This is a genomic window from Marinomonas arctica (assembly GCF_003259225.1).
Lineage (GTDB): Bacteria > Pseudomonadota > Gammaproteobacteria > Pseudomonadales > Marinomonadaceae > Marinomonas > Marinomonas arctica.
Map to the genome: position 1 here is coordinate 199,575 of NZ_QHJF01000009.1, position 17,925 is coordinate 217,499.

At 43.4% G+C, this 17,925-nt stretch carries 19 protein-coding genes; 15 read left to right on the forward strand and 4 right to left on the reverse strand.

The window, feature by feature from the left end; all coding sequences use genetic code 11:
* Positions 1-45 precede the first annotated feature (45 nt).
* The 7 genes from DK187_RS07030 (at position 46) to DK187_RS07060 (ending at position 7,341) form a co-directional block, all read left to right on the forward strand.
* The gene (locus DK187_RS07030) at positions 46-1,194 is read left to right on the forward strand and encodes a D-alanyl-D-alanine carboxypeptidase family protein (RefSeq protein ID WP_111606624.1); all 1,149 of its coding nucleotides are present in this window, start codon (positions 46-48) and stop codon (positions 1,192-1,194) included.
* A 30-nt stretch (positions 1,195-1,224) separates the two neighbouring features.
* Positions 1,225-1,530: a YbeD family protein gene (locus DK187_RS07035; RefSeq protein WP_111606625.1), complete on the forward strand. Its 306-nt coding sequence runs from the start codon at positions 1,225-1,227 to the stop codon at positions 1,528-1,530.
* On the forward strand, positions 1,531-2,175 hold the full coding sequence (gene lipB / locus DK187_RS07040; RefSeq protein WP_111606626.1) for a lipoyl(octanoyl) transferase LipB: 645 nt from the start codon (positions 1,531-1,533) through the stop codon (positions 2,173-2,175).
* Between the two features lies 1 nt (position 2,176).
* Positions 2,177-3,136 (forward strand): lipoyl synthase, encoded by a 960-nt coding sequence (gene lipA / locus DK187_RS07045; protein ID WP_111606627.1) that lies wholly within the window; start codon positions 2,177-2,179, stop codon positions 3,134-3,136.
* A gap of 159 nt (positions 3,137-3,295) precedes the next feature.
* The gene (gene speA / locus DK187_RS07050; RefSeq protein ID WP_111606628.1) at positions 3,296-5,200 is read left to right on the forward strand and encodes a biosynthetic arginine decarboxylase; all 1,905 of its coding nucleotides are present in this window, start codon (positions 3,296-3,298) and stop codon (positions 5,198-5,200) included.
* 49 nt (positions 5,201-5,249) lie between these two features.
* Positions 5,250-6,128, forward strand: a complete 879-nt coding sequence (gene aguB / locus DK187_RS07055) for an N-carbamoylputrescine amidase (RefSeq protein ID WP_111606629.1) — start codon at positions 5,250-5,252, stop codon at positions 6,126-6,128.
* A gap of 325 nt (positions 6,129-6,453) precedes the next feature.
* A complete protein-coding gene (locus DK187_RS07060; protein WP_111606630.1) occupies positions 6,454-7,341 on the forward strand; it encodes a GNAT family N-acetyltransferase in 888 nt (295 codons plus the stop codon).
* Between the two features lie 13 nt (positions 7,342-7,354).
* Here the strand turns inward: DK187_RS07060 and DK187_RS07065 are convergent, their stop codons facing one another.
* Positions 7,355-8,080, reverse strand: coding sequence for a hypothetical protein (locus DK187_RS07065; RefSeq protein ID WP_111606631.1), 726 nt, complete (start codon positions 8,078-8,080; stop codon positions 7,355-7,357).
* Positions 8,081-8,263: 183 nt separating this feature from the next.
* On the opposite strand from DK187_RS07065, the gene parC reads away from it, so the two are divergent.
* From parC to bfr (DK187_RS07080), 3 genes are all read left to right on the forward strand, one after another.
* Positions 8,264-10,564 carry a DNA topoisomerase IV subunit A gene (gene parC, locus DK187_RS07070; RefSeq protein ID WP_111606632.1) on the forward strand — a complete coding sequence of 767 codons (2,301 nt, stop codon included), beginning with the start codon at positions 8,264-8,266 and terminating at the stop codon, positions 10,562-10,564.
* Between the two features lie 80 nt (positions 10,565-10,644).
* On the forward strand, positions 10,645-11,118 hold the full coding sequence (bfr, locus tag DK187_RS07075) for a bacterioferritin (protein WP_111606633.1): 474 nt from the start codon (positions 10,645-10,647) through the stop codon (positions 11,116-11,118).
* A 9-nt stretch (positions 11,119-11,127) separates the two neighbouring features.
* The gene (bfr, locus tag DK187_RS07080; protein ID WP_111606634.1) at positions 11,128-11,592 is read left to right on the forward strand and encodes a bacterioferritin; all 465 of its coding nucleotides are present in this window, start codon (positions 11,128-11,130) and stop codon (positions 11,590-11,592) included.
* A 34-nt stretch (positions 11,593-11,626) separates the two neighbouring features.
* Here the strand turns inward: bfr (DK187_RS07080) and DK187_RS07085 are convergent, their stop codons facing one another.
* The 3 genes from DK187_RS07085 to DK187_RS07095 all read right to left on the reverse strand — a co-directional run bounded on the left by DK187_RS07085 (position 11,627) and on the right by DK187_RS07095 (position 13,365).
* Complete coding sequence (locus DK187_RS07085; RefSeq protein ID WP_111606635.1) at positions 11,627-11,821, reverse strand: (2Fe-2S)-binding protein; 195 nt, start codon at positions 11,819-11,821, stop codon at positions 11,627-11,629.
* Between the two features lie 187 nt (positions 11,822-12,008).
* Positions 12,009-12,650 carry a DsbA family oxidoreductase gene (locus tag DK187_RS07090; RefSeq protein WP_111606636.1) on the reverse strand — a complete coding sequence of 214 codons (642 nt, stop codon included), beginning with the start codon at positions 12,648-12,650 and terminating at the stop codon, positions 12,009-12,011.
* A gap of 40 nt (positions 12,651-12,690) precedes the next feature.
* Entirely contained in the window at positions 12,691-13,365 is a 675-nt protein-coding gene (locus DK187_RS07095; RefSeq protein WP_111606637.1) for a DNA-3-methyladenine glycosylase I, read from the reverse strand.
* Between the two features lie 145 nt (positions 13,366-13,510).
* Here DK187_RS07095 and DK187_RS07100 point away from each other — a divergent pair, with 145 nt between their 5' ends.
* Genes DK187_RS07100 through DK187_RS07120 form a run of 5 tightly spaced genes read left to right on the forward strand, consistent with a single transcriptional unit; the run spans position 13,511 to position 17,860 of the window.
* The gene (locus DK187_RS07100) at positions 13,511-14,236 is read left to right on the forward strand and encodes a pyridoxine 5'-phosphate synthase (RefSeq protein ID WP_111606638.1); all 726 of its coding nucleotides are present in this window, start codon (positions 13,511-13,513) and stop codon (positions 14,234-14,236) included.
* A gap of 30 nt (positions 14,237-14,266) precedes the next feature.
* On the forward strand, positions 14,267-14,866 hold the full coding sequence (locus DK187_RS07105; RefSeq protein ID WP_111606639.1) for a tRNA-uridine aminocarboxypropyltransferase: 600 nt from the start codon (positions 14,267-14,269) through the stop codon (positions 14,864-14,866).
* A gap of 43 nt (positions 14,867-14,909) precedes the next feature.
* On the forward strand, positions 14,910-15,203 hold the full coding sequence (locus DK187_RS07110) for a DUF1244 domain-containing protein (protein WP_204355595.1): 294 nt from the start codon (positions 14,910-14,912) through the stop codon (positions 15,201-15,203).
* Positions 15,204-15,210: 7 nt separating this feature from the next.
* Complete coding sequence (locus tag DK187_RS07115) at positions 15,211-15,900, forward strand: transglutaminase-like cysteine peptidase (protein ID WP_188322970.1); 690 nt, start codon at positions 15,211-15,213, stop codon at positions 15,898-15,900.
* Between the two features lie 10 nt (positions 15,901-15,910).
* A complete protein-coding gene (locus tag DK187_RS07120; RefSeq protein ID WP_111606641.1) occupies positions 15,911-17,860 on the forward strand; it encodes a bifunctional diguanylate cyclase/phosphodiesterase in 1,950 nt (649 codons plus the stop codon).
* Positions 17,861-17,925: the final 65 nt, after the last annotated feature.

The window sequence follows — 17,925 nt, forward strand, 5'->3', positions numbered from 1 at the left end:
CTAGTATTATTCACCAACATTTTTAAGAAGACGATATTTTTGAGTATGAAAAAACTTCTGGTTACTTTATCCCTCGTGTTTGGCTTTATTGGCGGCTCTGTATTCGCTGCACCTGCGTTGATACCGACGCCTCCACAATTATCGGCAAGCAGTTACATTTTGATGGACGCTTATACGGGCGATGTCTTAGTAGAGCACAATGCTGATGAGGCTTTGCCGCCAGCGAGTCTGACTAAATTGATGACAGCCTATATTGTTGAATATGAACTCGCTCGTGGAAATTTGTCTATGGAAGACAAAGTGACGGTAAGCGAAAACGCTTGGCGTATGGAAGGGTCACGTATGTTTATACGTGAAGGGACGCAAGTGTCTATAGAAGATTTGCTCCGTGGTATTATCATTCAATCTGGTAATGACGCCAGTGTCGCGGCCGCAGAGTATATTGCTGGAAGTGAGTCGGCTTTTGCTGATTTGATGAATCAACACGCCAAGCTATTGGGCATGACAAATACAAATTTTGTCAATTCGACAGGCTTTCCTGCTGAGAATCATTACTCAAGCGCTCATGACATTGCCAAAATATCGCGTGCGACCATTTTGCAATTTCCAGAAAATTACGCCATGTATGCGGAAAAAGAGTTTGTCTACAATGATATCCGCCAACCTAACCGTAATCGTTTGTTGTGGCGTGATAAAACGGTTGATGGTTTGAAAACGGGACACACAGAAGCGGCAGGCTACTGTTTGGCAGCATCTGCTGTACGTAACGGCACACGATTGATTACCGTGGTTATGGGAACGGCATCGGATGCTGCGCGAGCGGCTGAAGCGCAAAAGCTATTAGATTTTGGCTTTAGATACTATGAAACTCGCAAACTCTACAGCCGTGGCCAAGTAGTCAATAATGCGCAGGTTTGGGGTGGTAGCCAGTCTAGTGTGAAAGTTGGCTTTGCCGAAGATGTGCTTGTTACTATGCCTCGTCAGCAAAGTGATGCCATGACAGCAACGTTAGACATGCAGCCTGAAATCGTCGCACCTATTGCGATTGGTGATGTGCTCGGTAAAATCGTGGTTGGCTCCGAAGCGGGTGTACTACTAGAGCGCCCAGTGGTTGCATTAGAAGCGGTAGAAGAAGGTGGTTTCTTTAAACGAATGTTTGATAAAATTAAACTATTCTTTATGAACTTGTTTTAAGCCCCGATAGGCGAATGGTAGATTGAATTAATGGCGTTAATTACAAAAGATGGTGATCAAGCTGAGAAAGCGGTCGATGCACCTAAAATTGAATTTCCTTGCGAAAATTATGTTATCAAAGTGGTCTCACTTGATGTTGATGGTATTCATACCGAGATAACAGAATGTTTGCTTGTACATGCACCAGAAATGGATACAAAAGCTGAAAACACCAATCGTTCTAGCAAAGGTCGGTTTGTCAGTTTTAGTTTCCGTATTGTGGCTCAAAGTGAGGATCAATTATCGGCATTGCATCGTGACTTAATGTCAATTGACGCCGTTAAGATGGTCATGTAAATGGAACGTGATTTAATTTGCCGTGATTTGGGGGTTATTGATTACACGGAAACATGGGAGCGGATGAAACAGTTTACTCAGACTCGTTCTAAAGACGATGCTGATGAAATCTGGTTGCTAGAGCATCCCTCTTTGTTTACTCAAGGCCAAGCGGGCAAAGAAGAGCATCTTTTGGCTCCGGGTGATATTCCTGTCATTCAGGTTGATCGTGGTGGCCAAGTTACCTACCATGGGCCAGGGCAATTAGTGGCCTATGTTATGGTAGACTTAAAACGCTTGGGCATAGGGGTTCGTGATCTAGTTAGCGTATTGGAACATGCGGTGGTCGGCACTTTGATACAGAACGCAATAGAAGCGTATCCAAAGCCTGATGCGCCAGGTGTGTATGTTAATGAACAGAAAATTGCATCGTTGGGTTTACGTGTGCGCAGAGGTTGCTCCTTTCATGGGCTAGCCTTAAATGTTGATATGGATCTCACCCCATTTAATCGTATCAACCCGTGTGGCTATCAAGGCTTGCAGATGGTGGATATGAAGCGACTTAATAAAGACGCTATTTTATCAAATGTAAAGGTTCAGTTGGCGAATCAGTTAGCTGAGCAACTCGGATACAGTTATCCGGCTATCCAACAAGGGTGGAAATAGAATGACAGCAGAACGCAAACGCGTTGTCCAAGGGGAAAAACTACGCGGTGCCGATAAGATGGCGCGTATCCCTATTAAGATTGTTCCTACAGAAGAAATTCCACGTAAGCCTGATTGGCTTCGTGTTCGTATGCCTGCGTCACCTGAAATCGCGCGCATTAAAGCGACTTTACGTGAGCACAAGCTTGCCTCTGTATGTGAAGAAGCAAACTGCCCAAACTTGGGTGAGTGTTTTAGTAACGGTACCGCGACTTTTATGATTATGGGCGAGATTTGTACTCGTCGTTGCCCTTTTTGTGATGTGGCACATGGTCGCCCGAATCCGCTTAGTGCTGATGAACCAAAAGAATTGGCGGCTGCTATTCGTGATATGAAACTGAAATATGTGGTTATTACTTCCGTAGATCGTGATGATCTTCGTGATGGTGGTGCTCAGCATTTTGTTGATTGTATTAGAGAAACGCGTGCCGCAAGCCCGAATATAGAAATCGAAACATTGGTGCCAGACTTCCGTGGTCGTATGGAAGTAGCAATTGATACACTGTCAATAGCACCGCCAGATGTGTTCAACCACAACTTGGAATCCATTCCGCGCTTGTATCGTCAAGTGAGACCTGGATCTGACTATCAGTGGTCCTTAGATCTTTTGAAAAACTTTAAAGATCGTTGTCCGGATGTACCAACGAAATCAGGCTTGATGGTTGGTATGGGCGAGACATTTGAAGAAATAGTTGAGGTGTTAAAAGATTTACGAGCTCATAATGTAGATATGTTAACAATCGGGCAATACTTACAGCCTTCAAAGCATCATTTTCCTATGGCTCGCTTTGTGCCGCCTGAAGAGTTCGCGCGCTATGAGCAAGTGGCAAAAGAACTAGGCTTTAAGCATGCTGCGTGTGGTCCTTTGGTCCGCTCATCGTACCATGCGGATAAGCAAGCCCATGGTGAACGCGTTTCTTAATTTGTTCGTTCGTTAGAATAAAGCGGCGTTAAGAGGTTTCTTAGCACCGCTTTTTTTATTTTAACTAAATCTAAAAAGTATAACATGTGCGTGTTTTACTATGATTGTCTGATTAGAAACAGCCGCTATTTTATAGTTATTTAGACTTTTGGAGATGATATGAAGCCTTGGTCAATCAAAGACTCAATGGAACTTTACAACGTAGGTCACTGGAGCAGTGGTTTTTTTTCAATTAACGATAAAGGGCGTGTTATTGCATTACCTGATAGGGAAAATAGCATCGATTTAACAGAGTTGTCTGTCGCGCTAAAACAGCAAGGCATCCCTTACCCTTGTTTGGTTAGATTCCCGAATATTCTTCACTCACGTATAGAAAAAATTACCAATTCATTCCAGCAAGCCATAGAGCATTACGACTATCAGGCAAAATACGCCATTGTTTATCCAATAAAAGTAAATCAGCAGCGTCGTGTCGTGGAAGAAATTGCGGCATGTCAGCCTGATAATGCGTCTACAGTTGGCTTGGAAGCGGGTAGTAAGCCAGAACTGATGGCCGTGTTGGCTATGCATAAAAATGCAGATGGCATTATTGTGTGTAATGGCTATAAAGATCGTGAATTTATTCATCTTGCCTTGATGGCCGAAAAAATGGGTCATCAAGTGTTTATTGTTGTTGAAAAAATGCATGAGCTTGATTGGATTTTAGAAGAGGCTGCTAAAATTGGGGTGCAGCCACGTATTGGTATCCGGATTCGTTTGGCGTCTACTTGCACGACTCACTGGGGCAACAGCGGTGGTGAGAAATCGAAGTTTGGATTAACGACGTCGCAATTGCTGCGTGCAATTGAGCGCCTGCGTGAGTTGAATTTACTGCATTGCCTTGAGTTAATTCACTTCCACTTAGGTTCGCAAATTACTCGAATTCGAGACATCCAAAACAGTTTAAAAGAATGTGCTCGTTATTATGCTGAGCTTCATCAAATGGATGTGAAAGTAAAATGGGTGGATGTGGGCGGTGGTTTAGGCGTCGACTATGAAGGAACGCGCTGTCAAAACGATTTTTCGGCGAACTACAGCATTGGTGAATATGCTAATAATGTGGTGTTTGCTTTCCACAACGTCTGTGAACAATATGAACTTCCGCACCCACATTTGATTTCTGAATCGGGTCGTGCCGTTACGGCCCATCACGCGATGATGATCGCGGATGTTTTCTCTCACGGCGCTGAGCTTTTACCCATTGAAGAGCCCGCAGAAGACAGTGAGCTTGAGTTACAACGTCTTTGGGCGTGTTATCAAAGCTTGAAAGGACAGAACGAAGAAGAAAGTCGTTCTCTGGTGGAAATCTATCACGATTTGCTCGATGACTTTAATGATAGCCTAACACTCTACAATCATGGGCAGCTTAATTTGTCACAAAGGGCGCAAGCGGAGAACTTGTTTTTGTCCGCGTGCCGCAATTTATTGCCGCGTTTAGACAATCGCAATCGAGGTCATCGTGCGGTGATTGATGAGCTGAATGAGCGATTGGCTGAGAAATTATTTGTCAATTTGTCCGTGTTTCAATCTATGCCAGATGCTTGGGGTATCGATCAATTGTTCCCTGTATTGCCACTGCAAGGATTAGATCAAGCGCCTTCCTTTAGAGGCAAGATACAAGACGTTACTTGTGACTCGGATGGTTGTTTGTACAGCTACGTGGATGGTCAAGGTATAGAGTCGTCCCTGCCGTTGCCTCCGCCACCACCTAAGGGTGAAGACTACTTGATGGGCTTCTTTTTAGTGGGAGCTTACCAGGAAACATTGGGCGATTTGCATAACTTATTCGGCGATACTTGTTCGGTAGACGTTTACTTAACGGATGACGGTTTTAGAATTGACCATGTATTGAAAGGCGACAGTGTTCAGGATGTACTTAAATCCGTTAGCTATAATGAGCAGGAATTATTAAAAAGCTATGAAGATAAGATCGCTGCAAGTCCGCTTAGTCAAGAAGAGCAAGTTACTTTGCTGGCAACCTATAAAAAAGTGCTAGCAGGTAGCACTTATTTGAATCAAGTATAAAATCGGTATTTTGCTTCGTTGTGCGAGATTTTTTTGGAGGTAGTAGAGGATGAGTAATGTAAAAGTGGCCTGCGTTCAAATGGCGGTCGGTACAGATTTTCAAGCAAATTTAGACAATGCAGTGGCACAAGTAAGAGAAGCCGCTGCGAATCAGGCCAATATTATTCTGTTGCAAGAATTGTTTATGGGGCCGTATTTTTGTATTGATCAAAAGCCTGCATATTTTGATTGGGCTCAGCCGGTCAACGATTGCTTAGCAATTCAAACCATGAGCAAACTTGCTAAAGAATTGGGTGTTGTGTTGCCAATTAGCTTTTTTGAGCGCGATGGCAATGTTTTTTATAATTCTTTAGTGATGATCGATGCAAATGGCGATGTCATGGATTTGTATCGTAAGACACACATTCCTGATGGCCCAGGTTATCAGGAAAAATATTACTTCACACCTGGTAATACTGGAGTGAAAGTGTGGGACACTCAGTTTGGTCGCATCGGTTGTGGTATTTGTTGGGATCAGTGGTTTCCTGAGCTGGCTCGAGAGTTAGCGTTAAAGGGCGCAGAGCTGATCTTTTACCCTACCGCAATAGGTTCTGAGCCACCTTATCCAGAGTGGGATTCTAAAGATCATTGGCAAAGAACCATGCAAGGTCATTCCGCGGCGAACATGGTGCCTGTTATTGCCGCAAATCGCGTCGGCCGAGAAGAGGGCGAAAATAGCTTTATTCAGTTTTATGGCTCTTCCTTTATGACCGATGAAATGGGAGCAATGAAATGTGTTGCAGGTCGTGATGAGAGTACCATTCTGTACTCAGAATACGATTTAGAAGCCATTCGTAAAGCTCGTCGTTCCTTTGGTTTATTCCGTGATCGTCGCCCAGATCAGTACCAAGCAATTACTGCCGGTGCAGGGAGTTCTTGGGAAAAATAGCACAGACAGTATAAAAAAGTGCCCGCATTATGCGGGCACAAACTGTCCTTATCCTTATTGACTGAAGGGGGGAACATCAATAAGGGAGATCTATTTGCACTTGGCTTTTTTAATAAGCCAGAAAATGATAAGTAATACAGTGCAATCCTAAATGTCACTGATGACAAGTTATATGTCTTCTTGTATGGATACAGCAATACGAGATTTGAACGCTTGCCTGTCAGTGTAGATCTATCCTAACTATAGTCCGATATTTGAAAAAATGCGGATATAATCTTAAATTTGTATCGTTATTAAACAATTTAGTATGTGTCTTAGAGAGTCGATGAAGGTATTTAGTTCCTCCAGTGCACTGCCTTATTTTGCTGTTTTTTTGTCTAGCAAACTGGTATCGAACGATGTGACTTATCGTATTATGGTTGAAAATGTGCTTGAGCTAGCGCGAGCTCAGCCAGGTTTTCTTGGCACCGAATACGGTGCAGGAGAGATGGATTTGCTGGTCACCTACTGGCAAACTAAAGCAGCAGCAGAGGCTTGGTTGAATCATGATATGCAGCGCAGGATTCTCTCTATAGGTGAAAATGTTTGGTATGAAGAATATTCGTTGAAATTGTCTGAAGTGATGAGTGATATGTCATTTAAGTGCTCTAATCGGTCCTTGCGTGCGTCTCGTTTCCCTAAAATTGTCACCAAAAGGGGGGTGTTGACGATATTAGACGAATCTCAAGCGTCGCTTTTACGTGACTATGTCAATCAAGAAAAAGCCTTTCTTTCCCCATGGGAGCCGCAACGTAGTGACGCTTATTATTCTCTTGAGACGTGTCAGTTACGCATTCGAGAAATGCGCCGAGACTTCTTGGAGGATAAAGGGGTCGTGTTTTGTTTTTTGTCGCCCAATGAAGACAGAATGCTAGCTTATAGCAATTACTCGAACATAATCCGTGGTGTTTTTCAGGCTTGTAATCTTGGTTACAGTCTTCGTGAGAGCGAACAAGGAAAGGGTATTATGCATGAGGTTCTTAGCGCGGGTTTGGAGTATGTTCATAAGGAGTTGCATATTGATCGAATTCAAGCCAGCTACATGCCAAGAAATGCTAAGAGTGCGGCGGTGCTCAAAAAACTCGGCTTTGATAAAGAAGGGATGGCGAGAGATTATCTGAAGATCAACGGTCGTTGGGAAGATCATGTTTTAACCGCTTTAGTGTTGCGCTAACGAAATTTATTATTCAATTAGGCTTTGTTAGCACCAAAATTCGTCCTTTGCTTTGTTGTGCCGTCATGACAGACAATAGAGTGATGCTTTCTTTGCTTGGGTTCAAAACGGCTCGACGCTCTTGTTTGATAATGACTTTTCCAAATGTAGGGCAGGTTTCTGGCGGTTTTTTACCATTCGATATAAAGGCGACACCGTTTAACGGAAGCAGGTATTGAGTGGCATTTTTTTGATAGTAGAGTGTTTCTTTAAAGTGTGGAGGGTATAGCTCCAGAGCAATGCTTCCTGACGCGCCTTGCCAAAGCGGCCAAGTTTTTATGTGATTCCTGCCGGGGATGAGCTCAACTGTACCAGAAGACACTTTTTGAAATACGTCATTTTCCTCAATCTGTTTGGTTGAGCTCAGGCGTATCAAGCAAAGTTCAACGGTTGGGGTTAGCAAGGTAATATTATTGATTGTGCGCGCGGCTAGCCAAATTCCTTGGTGTGTTTTTAGTACGGTTTCTTTTTCAGTGAGATGAGCGTTCTGTTGTGTTGTCTGTTGTAGGTAGATGTCACCTTTAATGATAAAAACAAACGTGTCGGCTGGGTGGTGATAGAAGCGTGTGGGGGTGGCATTTTGAAAAAGGGATTCTTGTGCAATAAAAAGATCATTCTGTTGGCAAATGATGAAGCGCTTACTCGTCTCTCCGAGACTGTAGGTCATTAAGCCGAGGGTATTTTGATCTGATACGTTCATCAATAGACGCCTTTTTAATTGTCACGTGTATTGAAACACGAGAATAGTGAGCTTTCCATGATAATCTTAATGGTAATGTTGCAGTGAGTTAGGGTGTTTCTTTATAGTTGAGCCCATATTTATTTATGAAAACCGCATGGCTGATCATTTGTCCATGCAAACGATAGTAGAAGGAAAGTTTCCTTGAGTGAGTTGTCAAATTTCGAGTCGAATGAAACCCTTTCATTAAAAGACTACACAGAAAAAGCGTACTTGAATTATTCCATGTACGTTATTTTAGATCGAGCTTTGCCGCATATCGGTGATGGGTTAAAGCCAGTTCAGCGACGTATTATCTATGCGATGAGTGAATTGGGGCTGAAATCCAGCGCGAAATACAAAAAATCCGCTCGTACCGTGGGTGACGTACTTGGTAAATTTCACCCTCATGGTGATAGTGCTTGTTACGAAGCCATGGTGTTAATGGCCCAGCCCTTTTCATACCGTTATCCTTTGGTTGATGGTCAAGGTAACTGGGGCGCACCAGATGATCCAAAATCGTTCGCCGCCATGCGTTACACCGAATCTCGGTTATCAAAGTACGCAGATCTGTTATTGAGAGAAGTCAGTCAAGGTACGGTTGATTGGACCCTCAACTTCGACGGAACGTTGCAAGAGCCTTCGGTCTTGCCGTCCCGCCTGCCTAACTTATTACTTAATGGTACAACAGGTATTGCCGTCGGTATGGCGACGGATATTCCGCCGCATAACTTGCGCGAAATCGGCGGTGCCTGTATTCATCTACTGAATAATCCTAACGCAGAATTAGAGGATTTGCTTAACTTTGTTCAAGGCCCTGACTTTCCGACAGGCGGCGAAATCATCACGCCAAGAAGCGATATAGTTAAGTTATATGAAACGGGCAAAGGACAGATTAAAGCAAGAGCCCGTTTTACTCTTGAAGAAGGCGAGATTGTTGTTAATGAGCTGCCTCATCAAGTGTCAGGTAGCAAAATATTAGAGCAAATTGCCGCGCAGATGCAGGCCAAGAAGCTGCCTATGGTTGTCGATTTACGTGATGAATCTGACCATGAAAACTCGACTCGTTTAGTGATTGTGCCTAAATCAAATCGTGTTGATATTGATGCGTTGATGACGCACCTTTTTGCTACAACGGATTTGGAAAAGTCCTATCGCGTCAATATGAATGTGATTGGATTGGATGGCTTGCCGCAAGTGAAGCCATTGAAGGACTTTTTATCTGAGTGGCTGCGTTTCCGTATCGATGTTGTTCGCCGTCGCTTGCAATTCCGCCTTGATAAAGTCATGAACCGTCTGCACATTCTAGAAGGTTTGCTGATTGCTTATTTAAACATTGATGAAGTTATTGACATCATTCGAACGGAAGAAAAGCCTAAAGTGGAGTTGATGGCACGTTTTGGTTTGAGTGATATGCAAGCTGAATCGATTTTAGAGCTGAAGTTGCGTCACCTTGCTAAGCTTGAAGAGATGCGCATCAAGGGTGAACAAGACGAGTTGGAAAAAGAGCGTAAGCAGCTAGAAGGGTTGTTGTCTTCTGATCGTAAATTAAAAAAATTGATTACCGATGAGATCCAAGAAGCCATTGATGATTTCGGCGATGATCGTCGTACCCCCATTGTTGCTCGTAAAGAAGCTCAGGCGTTCAGTGAGGAAGATTTATTGTCTAATGATCCGATCACTGTTGTCTTATCCAAACAGGGCTGGATTCGTGCCGCGAAAGGTCATGATATTGATGTCCATGGTTTGAGTTATAAATCGGGTGATGAATTTCTTGTTAGTACTAAGGGGCGCTCGAACCAAACCTTGGTTTTACTGGCTTCTAATGGTCGAACGTACTCGATTAAAGCCCATACTTTACCATCGGCTCGCGGTCAGGGTGAGCCTATTACGGGGCGTATCTCACTAGAAAAAGACGCCACAATTGTCTCTGCTGTATTGGATAATGAAGAGGCTTATTACTTAGTGGCCAGTGACGCAGGTTATGGTTTTGTTGCTCAGCTTAAAGAGCTATATGCGAAAAATAAAGCGGGGAAAGCCACTTTATCGTTACCAAGAGGTGCCCAAGTGATGGCGCCTGTGTTTGTTCAAAATCCGGAGCAAGGTCGTGTGGTAGCGATTTCCAATGAAGGGCGTATGCTGGCCTTTGATGTGGCTTCTTTGCCCCAAATGGCAAAAGGTAAAGGGAATAAGATGATCAGTATTCCAAGCGCACGCGCTGCGGACAGAGAGGAATTGGTCGTTGCGTTGGCTTGTGTACAGCCTGACGATTTGTTACTGGCTCATGCTGGTAAGCGCTTTATCTCTTTTGCAGCCAAAGAGCTTGAAGAATATGTGGGTGAACGTGGCCGTAGGGGATTAAAGCTGCCACGAGGGTTACAGCGAATTGATAGCCTTGAAGTTAAGATTGGCGAAGGCAAGTTGGCAAAAATAGAAGAACCGACGACTCCGAGTTTACTCGAGTGATGGATATATTAGCGTTGAGGTCATAAACTTATCACCTTGTGATGCAAAAATGAATGGACTCCCAATAAGAGGAAATGAACATGAAAGGCAGTAAAAAAGTCATAGACAGCTTAAATTCTTTGCTGGCAAATGAGTTAGCGGCAATTGATCAGTATTTTATTCATTCTCGTATGTATGAAGATTGGGGGCTTAATAAGCTTTATGAGCGCCTCAATCATGAAATGGAAGAAGAAACTCAGCATTCGGACTGGCTTATCAAGCGTATCTTGTTTTTGGAAGGTGTGCCTTGTATGACGAAACGCCGCGACTTGCTAATAGGATCTGATGTTCGCTCCATGATGAGTAACGATTTAACTCTTGAGCTAGAAGTGGTTAGCAGCGTGAGAGATGCCATTGCGGTGTGTGAGTCAGAAGGTGATTATCAAACGCGTGAGACGCTTGAGCGTTTGTTGTTTGATACGGAAGAAGACCATGTTTATTGGTTAGAAAAACAGCTTGGCCTAATGGAAAAAATTGGCATGCAAAATTATTATCAATCTCAAATGGCAAATTAAGGGGGCGTTATGAAAGGAGATCGTGAAGTCATTTTGAGTTTAAATAAAGTATTGGCCAATGAATTAGTGGGTATTAACCAATATTTTCTTCATGCTCGAATGTTTAAGGACTTTGGTTTTAGCGCACTGGACAAAGCTGACTATAAAACGTCTATTCAGAAAATGAAAAACGCAGACCGTTTGATCGAGCGCGTGCTTTTTTTGGAAGGCTTGCCGAACCTGCAAGATCTTGGTCGTTTGCGTATTGGTGAAAACAGTGAAGAGATGATCTCAGCAAACCTAGAGTTTGAACTGGATACCTTGCCAACTCTAAAAGCCGCCATTGATTTGTGTGAGCAAAAGAAAGATTTTATTAGTCGTGACGCTCTGGAGAAAATCCTAGAAGAGCAAGAGGAACAGATTGATTGGCTTGAAACGCAGCAACATTTAATTGCTAGTTCTGGAATTGAAAATTACCTTCAATCACAAATGTAATCACTCCGTTATTGCTAGCGTGCAATAACGGATTTTAAGCAACCTGAACTTGAGTTTCTGCTATTTTAAGAAGCTCATTGTTCAGTAGCTTTTTAGCACACTGACAGCATTTTCCACACTGGCTACCAATGCTATGTTCTTGATAAAGTTCACGCATGGTGGTCGCCCCCTCTTGGATGGACGCTTTGATAGCTTTGTCTGATACCTGATTGCAAATACAAACGTACATAAATGAAAATCACTCTCACCAATATTCTAGTTATGCGATTCTATTTTTAATGCTAATGATTATCAATAGGTAATAATTTATCTGTTTGCTTGGTTTGATAGTTTTTTTGTTGCTTTCTGTAGGGGATAGCCAATCAGATCAGCTAATAGGTTGGATCTGATTGGTTATAAGGGAAGGGTTGGGTGGATCAGTGTTGTTTTTCGGCGATATCAGTCAGCACCTTCAGGAAGGACTCTGGATCATGCGCGCCTTGAACCATGTATTTATCATTAATGACATAAGTAGGCACCGAGTTAATCTCTAGGCTACGTAAATGCTGTAGTTTTTTCTGTGTGAGTGCCTTGGCTTCGTCACTAAGGGCGTATTCAAAGTCAGAGGTTTTCATGCCGATGCTTAAGGCAACGTCCTCAAGAATACTTTGATTCCCTATGTCTTTCCCATCGGTAAAATAGGCGTGAAACAAGGCTAATACAAAGGGCGTGGCTAGGTTTGATTTTGTCGCTGCTAGTACAAATTGATGAGCAAGCTTGGTGTTTGGGATGCGGTCTTTTTCTGAAAAATTGAACTGTATACCCGCTTCAATACCTACCTGTTGAATGGCATGCGTGGCTTCATTGAGCTTTTCAGGGCTGCCAAACCGCTCGCCTAAATAGCGTTCTCGGTCAGCGCCTTTTATTGGCATATCTGGATGCAGTTCAAAGGGCTGCCAACGAATGTCGATACGGTAATCATCCCCCAATTGTTCAATGGCTTGTTTAAGGCGAGAGTAGCCTAAATAGCACCAAGGGCAAACAACATCTGAAATAATGTCGATACGCAGATCGGCCATGTGTTCTCCTAAAGAATAAAGTACTGAGTTTATAAGGTATTTAATTGACGCTTAATGCAATGCACTGGCTGATTTCAGTATAAGAGCGTCCGCTTTCTTCGTGCCAATGATTGAACGCAGCTTGTGCTGCTTTCCAGGCGGACTGAGTGTCCCTACCTGTGGTAATGATCTCATGATGACGTAAATAGCCTTCTACATCTCTGGTAAGCATGAAGGTGTCTTTGCCCATGGCTCTTAATGTATAGGGGCCAGTGTTACCACCAAGGCGTGCGCCATGCTTTTTTAAATAAGCCCACAAACCAATGATGTCATCATTTGGCCAGCTAGCAACAAAGTGAGAGAAGGATCCATGGCTGGCTTGGCATTCGCTGATCATTAAAGCGTTTTCTCTAATCGTCATTACTTTGCCGAAGTTGCGAATAATGCGAGTGTCCTTGGCTTTCTCTTCCCACATTTCGTCATGGATTAGCAACATTTTCTCGATATCGAAACCAAAAAAAACGCTTTCAAAGCCGGGCCATTTGTTGCGAACCACTTGCCAATTAATGCCAGATTGAAAGACTTTCTGAGAGAAGGCAGCTAGCCACCTATCGTCTGTGTGTTGGTCCAATTGTGCTGGGCTTAGCGGCACAGAGAGCATACTTTCTAGGTGTTTTTTTCCACCATGTCGAAGGGCGGCTCTGTCATAAATGGATTGAAAGAGTTCGTATTTCATCTTGGACTCCTATTTTGTGGCGGCCAGTTTACCATAAGCTTTGCCTTATATAATGGCTGAGCGAATAACTTGTTGGGTATTTTAGTGATGGACGCTATGTGTTTGTCCTATAATGCCAATAAATGCCCCTGTCGAGAGAAGTTGAATGACACACTTAAGCGTTAACCTGAACAAAATTGGCTTACTTCGAAATTCTCGTGGAAGAGATTACCCAAATTTGATTGCTATGGCGGAGCGTACGTTACAGCTTGGTGCGTTTGGTATTACCATCCACCCAAGACCTGATCAGCGTCATGCGACTTACCAAGATGCCTACGATTTAAAGACCTTGTTGAAGCGTTTTCCCGGCGCCGAATTAAATATAGAAGGCTTTCCAGATGCGCAGTTTTTAGAGGTTGTGCTGGACGTAGAACCGGATCAATGTACCTTGGTACCGGATGATCCAAATCAACTGACGTCTGACCACGGCTGGAACATGGCTCGTGATCAAGATGCATTACGCCCCGTTATTGCTAAACTTAAAGCGAAAGGAATTCGTGTGGTTTTATTCATGGATCCAGAAGCTGAAAACATGGCATTAGCGAAAGACGTGGGTGCTGATCGAGTGGAGCTTTATACGGAAGCGTACGCCAATGCGTTTGGTAAAGACGGTTTTGATGAAGTACTTGAAACTTACCAGCAAGCTGCTCAAGCCGCTTTAGATGTTGGCTTAGAAGTGAATGCGGGACATGACTTAGATTTGCAAAATGTTCAGGCTTTATGTGAGCCGGGTAGAATTATGGAAGTCTCCATTGGCCATGCACTGACCGTAGAGGCGTTGGATCTGGGCTGGAATAATGTGGTAAAAGCTTATCTGGAAAAACTGGCTTGAGAACGCAATGGTTGGGTTTGAGACTTGAGTATGCAAGACGCAAAACGATCACAGTGTGAGCTGTGTGATTTTTTAGTGGGGCAGTGTGTTTGCCAGTGGATCCCGGAGCTTGCTACACGCTTACAAGTCTTGGTTTTGCAAGACCCGAAAGAAGCGCGACACGCCAAAAATACCGTGCCATTACTGTCTTTAGGTTTGCCGTCAGTGGAATGTATTTCGACAGCAAACCAAGATAGGTTAAGACGTGTTTTGGCGCACAAAGACCCAGCGAAATGGCGTTTGGTGTTTCCAGCAGAGGGCGCTGTTTTTATCGAATCGTTAGGAACAGACTCTGTGGCTGAGATTGAGGGCGTCATTTTACTTGATGCGACGTGGCGAAAGGCGAAGAAATTGTATTTCACTGAGCCCTTATTGCATGCCTTTGGTGCCGTATGTTTTGCACAGCCGCCATTAGGGCAATACAGCATTCGCAAGTCACCTAATATTCAGTCGTTGTCGACCCTAGAAGCGTGCGCTTATGCCATAGAGCAAATTGCAGGTGAAAATATGCAGCCGCTAAGGGTGTTTATGGTGGCCGCGCAAGAATGGCAGTGGCGTCAGCAACCGTTGAAACATCGACACCTTGATTAATTATTAATGTCTTAATAAGACAGTAGAGAGATGTGAAATTATGATGAGTAAACAAACCGAAATTGAAGCCGCTGTGTTGCGTCGTCTTTTGAAGCACCTTGATGATAATAAGTCCGTGCAAAATATTGATCTGATGAATTTAGCGGGATTCTGTCGTAACTGTTTAAGCAAATGGTATATGGCCGAGGCAGAGCAACAGGGCGTCAAAATAGATTATGATGAGGCGCGCGAATTTGTCTATGGCGAGCCATATGACACGTGGAAAGCCAAGTATCAGCCAGAAGCCACCGCAGAGCAGTTGGCTGCTTTTAATGCAAAGTCTAAGACTGGCCAGTAAGACAACAATGAAAAAACGAATTGCTTCGTTTTTTTCTTTTATTGAGACACGCAAACGTATGGTTTGTGTGTGCCTTATTGTTTTGTGTATTCCACATTGGTGGCTTTATGCTGATGTGTCAGATAAATACCGTAAGTTAGCTCAGCAAGCCGGCGTGACTTATGGGGCTGACGCCGAGAAGCGTATTTTAGCGTGGCGAAAGCTTGTCAGTGAATCCAAGGCACTGCCAATTACGGAGCAGCTGGCGCTGGTGAATAATTTTTTTAATCAAATGGACTTTGTTGACGATATGCAACTATGGGGGAAGGAAGATTATTGGGCAACACCTATTGAATTTTTGGGGATGCGTGCCGGAGATTGTGAGGACTTCACAATCGCTAAATATTTTACGCTCAGAGAGCTTGGGGTACCGGATGACAAGCTGCGTTTGGTTTATGTCAAGGCGCTTACTTTGAACCAGCACCATATGGTGTTGGCCTATTACCATAAACCGACTTCTGTTCCTGTGTTGCTGGATAACCTTGATAAAGAATTAAAGCCTGCGTCAAAACGCAATGATCTTTTGCCTATATATTCATTCAATGCTGAGAATTTATGGTTGTCGAAAGAAAAAGGGCGTGGTGTGCTAGTAGGAGGCTCATCACGATTGAGCTTGTGGACAGATTTAAATAATCGTTTTAATACGATGACAAATTAGGAGAACGTGGATGACGCTGTTCCGCCAATTAATAATCACGATTGTTGCCATATTCTCATTGATGCTGATTGTGGTCATGGGGATCAATTTTAATACCACGAAAGGCTATTTAATCAGCCAGCTGCAATCGACGACTCAGGATTCCGCCACGTCATTAAGCATGTCCGTGTCGGATTTTATGGCTCTGGAAGATTACGCATCCGTGCAAAGCAGCGTGAATGCGGTGTTTGATAGTGGCTATTTTTCGGAGGTGCGTATTCATGTTTACGATACTGATGAAAATATAGTGCGATCTAATGAAACCAAAATTGATGGCGTTCCTACTTGGTTTATTCAGCTCATTGATTTTAAAGTGCCAGTTGCTCGTGCGATTATTTCGAATGGGTGGAGTGAGCTAGGGCAAGTCTATGTTACCGGTAGTGCTGGCTATGGTTATTATCAATTGTGGCTTGCGTCGCGTGATTTACTGCTTTCTTTTTTGGTGATTGGCACCATTACGCTGATATTAGGCGGGATTGCATTGCGTTATTTATTTCAGCCGTTAGCCGAGCTTGAAAAACAAGCGGAAGCCATACAGCAGCGTCGCTTTATACAGATGATTAAAGTGCCGAAGACGCGGGAGTTAAGATCCGTCGTTTTATCAATGAACCGTATGGCTGAGAAACTAGAAAAAGAGTTTGCTTCAGAAGTCGAAACCGCCCAGTGGCTTCAGGCGAAAGCCTTTAAAGATCCGGTAAGTGGGTTGGGAAATCGTCATTTTTTTGAGAGTCAGATGAAATCTCATTTTGCTGAACAAGAGCGAGGCATAGATGGTTTAGTTTTGATTAGTTTGGCAGATTTAGGGAAACTAAATAACGAACGTGGTTATGAATCGGCGGATATGTTCATCCAGTCTGCCGCCGATATTCTAACTAAAAAGGTATCGACACTTTCTTCTTTTTCTACGTTGGCGCGTTTATCCGGGGCGGATTTTGTTCTACTTATCCCTAACTTTGATCATGGTCAGCTGACTAAAGTAGTCGATGAAATTATGATTGAGTTAATGGAATTAAATACAGCGAGCATTAGTTACTCGGTTGCGGTAGCGAATATTGGTGCCGTGACCATTGATGGGTCTGTCGAACGTTCAAGTGCTATGTCACAAGCGGATGCCGCTTTGCGAGAGGCCAAGCGAGAAGGGATAAATACCAGTAAAGTATTTGATCTGAATATGGGTCAAAACATGGCGATCAACAGAACTTCTTGGAAAGGGATACTGGAAACGGCTATTCAGAATCGTTCCTTTAAGCTGAAAAAGCAAAAAATAGCCACATTAGATGAGTCATCAGTCACACTTCATGAAGAAGTATTTATGGGGCTAGAGCATGGCGGTAAGGAGTATCATGCTGGTTATTTTATTGGTTTAGCTGAGCAGTTTGATTTGGCCAGTCAGATAGACCAGGTCATTATTGAGCGGGTGATTGAGTTTATTAAAACAAAGAATGTAACAACGCCCTTGACCGTGAATTTGTCTGCGTCTTCTTATGCAAAGTCTGCTTTCATTGAATGGCTTGATAAAACATTAAACCAACTTCCTATAGATGTGAAAAGAAAGCTCATGTTTGAAATCTCAGAGCAAAGTGTTTTGGTCGAAGAGGAACAAGCCAGTACCTTAATTCGAATATTGAAAAAGCAAGGTGTGAAGTTTGGGATTGATAATGTGGGTAAGCAGTTTTCCGCATTCCAATATCTGCAGACTCTTATGCCGGATTATGTCAAAGTGGATTCCTCCTATACCCGTATGGCGGCAGGAAAAGAGTCTGAATCCTTTTTCATGCACACCCTTTGTAAGATGTTTAGCAGCTTAAACATTGAAGTGATTGCGACTGGTGTGGAAAGCGAGAAACAACTGACGGCATTGAAGCGCTTTGATGTCACAGGAGGGCAAGGGTTTTTAATCGGACGAGCACAGGAATTGTAAAGCGGAGTTCTTGGTTGGGCTTTGGTTCAGGGCGAGAGCGTGAACATATTTTGAACAGTTTTGCC

What these genes read in the sequence shown, in the direction of transcription:
- DK187_RS07035 (WP_111606625.1), top strand. Translation starts at nt 1,225, where the DNA reads ATGGCGTTAATTACAAAAGATGGTGATCAAGCTGAGAAAGCGGTCGAT.
- DK187_RS07085 (WP_111606635.1), bottom strand. Translation starts at nt 11,821, where the DNA reads ATGTACGTTTGTATTTGCAATCAGGTATCAGACAAAGCTATCAAAGCG.
- lipB (WP_111606626.1), top strand. Translation starts at nt 1,531, where the DNA reads ATGGAACGTGATTTAATTTGCCGTGATTTGGGGGTTATTGATTACACG.
- aguB (WP_111606629.1), top strand. Translation starts at nt 5,250, where the DNA reads ATGAGTAATGTAAAAGTGGCCTGCGTTCAAATGGCGGTCGGTACAGAT.
- DK187_RS07120 (WP_111606641.1), top strand. Translation starts at nt 15,911, where the DNA reads ATGACGCTGTTCCGCCAATTAATAATCACGATTGTTGCCATATTCTCA.
- DK187_RS07090 (WP_111606636.1), bottom strand. Translation starts at nt 12,650, where the DNA reads ATGGCCGATCTGCGTATCGACATTATTTCAGATGTTGTTTGCCCTTGG.
- DK187_RS07065 (WP_111606631.1), bottom strand. Translation starts at nt 8,080, where the DNA reads ATGAACGTATCAGATCAAAATACCCTCGGCTTAATGACCTACAGTCTC.
- speA (WP_111606628.1), top strand. Translation starts at nt 3,296, where the DNA reads ATGAAGCCTTGGTCAATCAAAGACTCAATGGAACTTTACAACGTAGGT.
- DK187_RS07115 (WP_188322970.1), top strand. Translation starts at nt 15,211, where the DNA reads ATGAAAAAACGAATTGCTTCGTTTTTTTCTTTTATTGAGACACGCAAA.
- DK187_RS07060 (WP_111606630.1), top strand. Translation starts at nt 6,454, where the DNA reads ATGAAGGTATTTAGTTCCTCCAGTGCACTGCCTTATTTTGCTGTTTTT.
- bfr (WP_111606634.1), top strand. Translation starts at nt 11,128, where the DNA reads ATGAAAGGAGATCGTGAAGTCATTTTGAGTTTAAATAAAGTATTGGCC.
- DK187_RS07110 (WP_204355595.1), top strand. Translation starts at nt 14,910, where the DNA reads ATGAGTAAACAAACCGAAATTGAAGCCGCTGTGTTGCGTCGTCTTTTG.
- bfr (WP_111606633.1), top strand. Translation starts at nt 10,645, where the DNA reads ATGAAAGGCAGTAAAAAAGTCATAGACAGCTTAAATTCTTTGCTGGCA.
- DK187_RS07030 (WP_111606624.1), top strand. Translation starts at nt 46, where the DNA reads ATGAAAAAACTTCTGGTTACTTTATCCCTCGTGTTTGGCTTTATTGGC.
- DK187_RS07095 (WP_111606637.1), bottom strand. Translation starts at nt 13,365, where the DNA reads ATGAAATACGAACTCTTTCAATCCATTTATGACAGAGCCGCCCTTCGA.
- DK187_RS07100 (WP_111606638.1), top strand. Translation starts at nt 13,511, where the DNA reads ATGACACACTTAAGCGTTAACCTGAACAAAATTGGCTTACTTCGAAAT.
- DK187_RS07105 (WP_111606639.1), top strand. Translation starts at nt 14,267, where the DNA reads ATGCAAGACGCAAAACGATCACAGTGTGAGCTGTGTGATTTTTTAGTG.
- lipA (WP_111606627.1), top strand. Translation starts at nt 2,177, where the DNA reads ATGACAGCAGAACGCAAACGCGTTGTCCAAGGGGAAAAACTACGCGGT.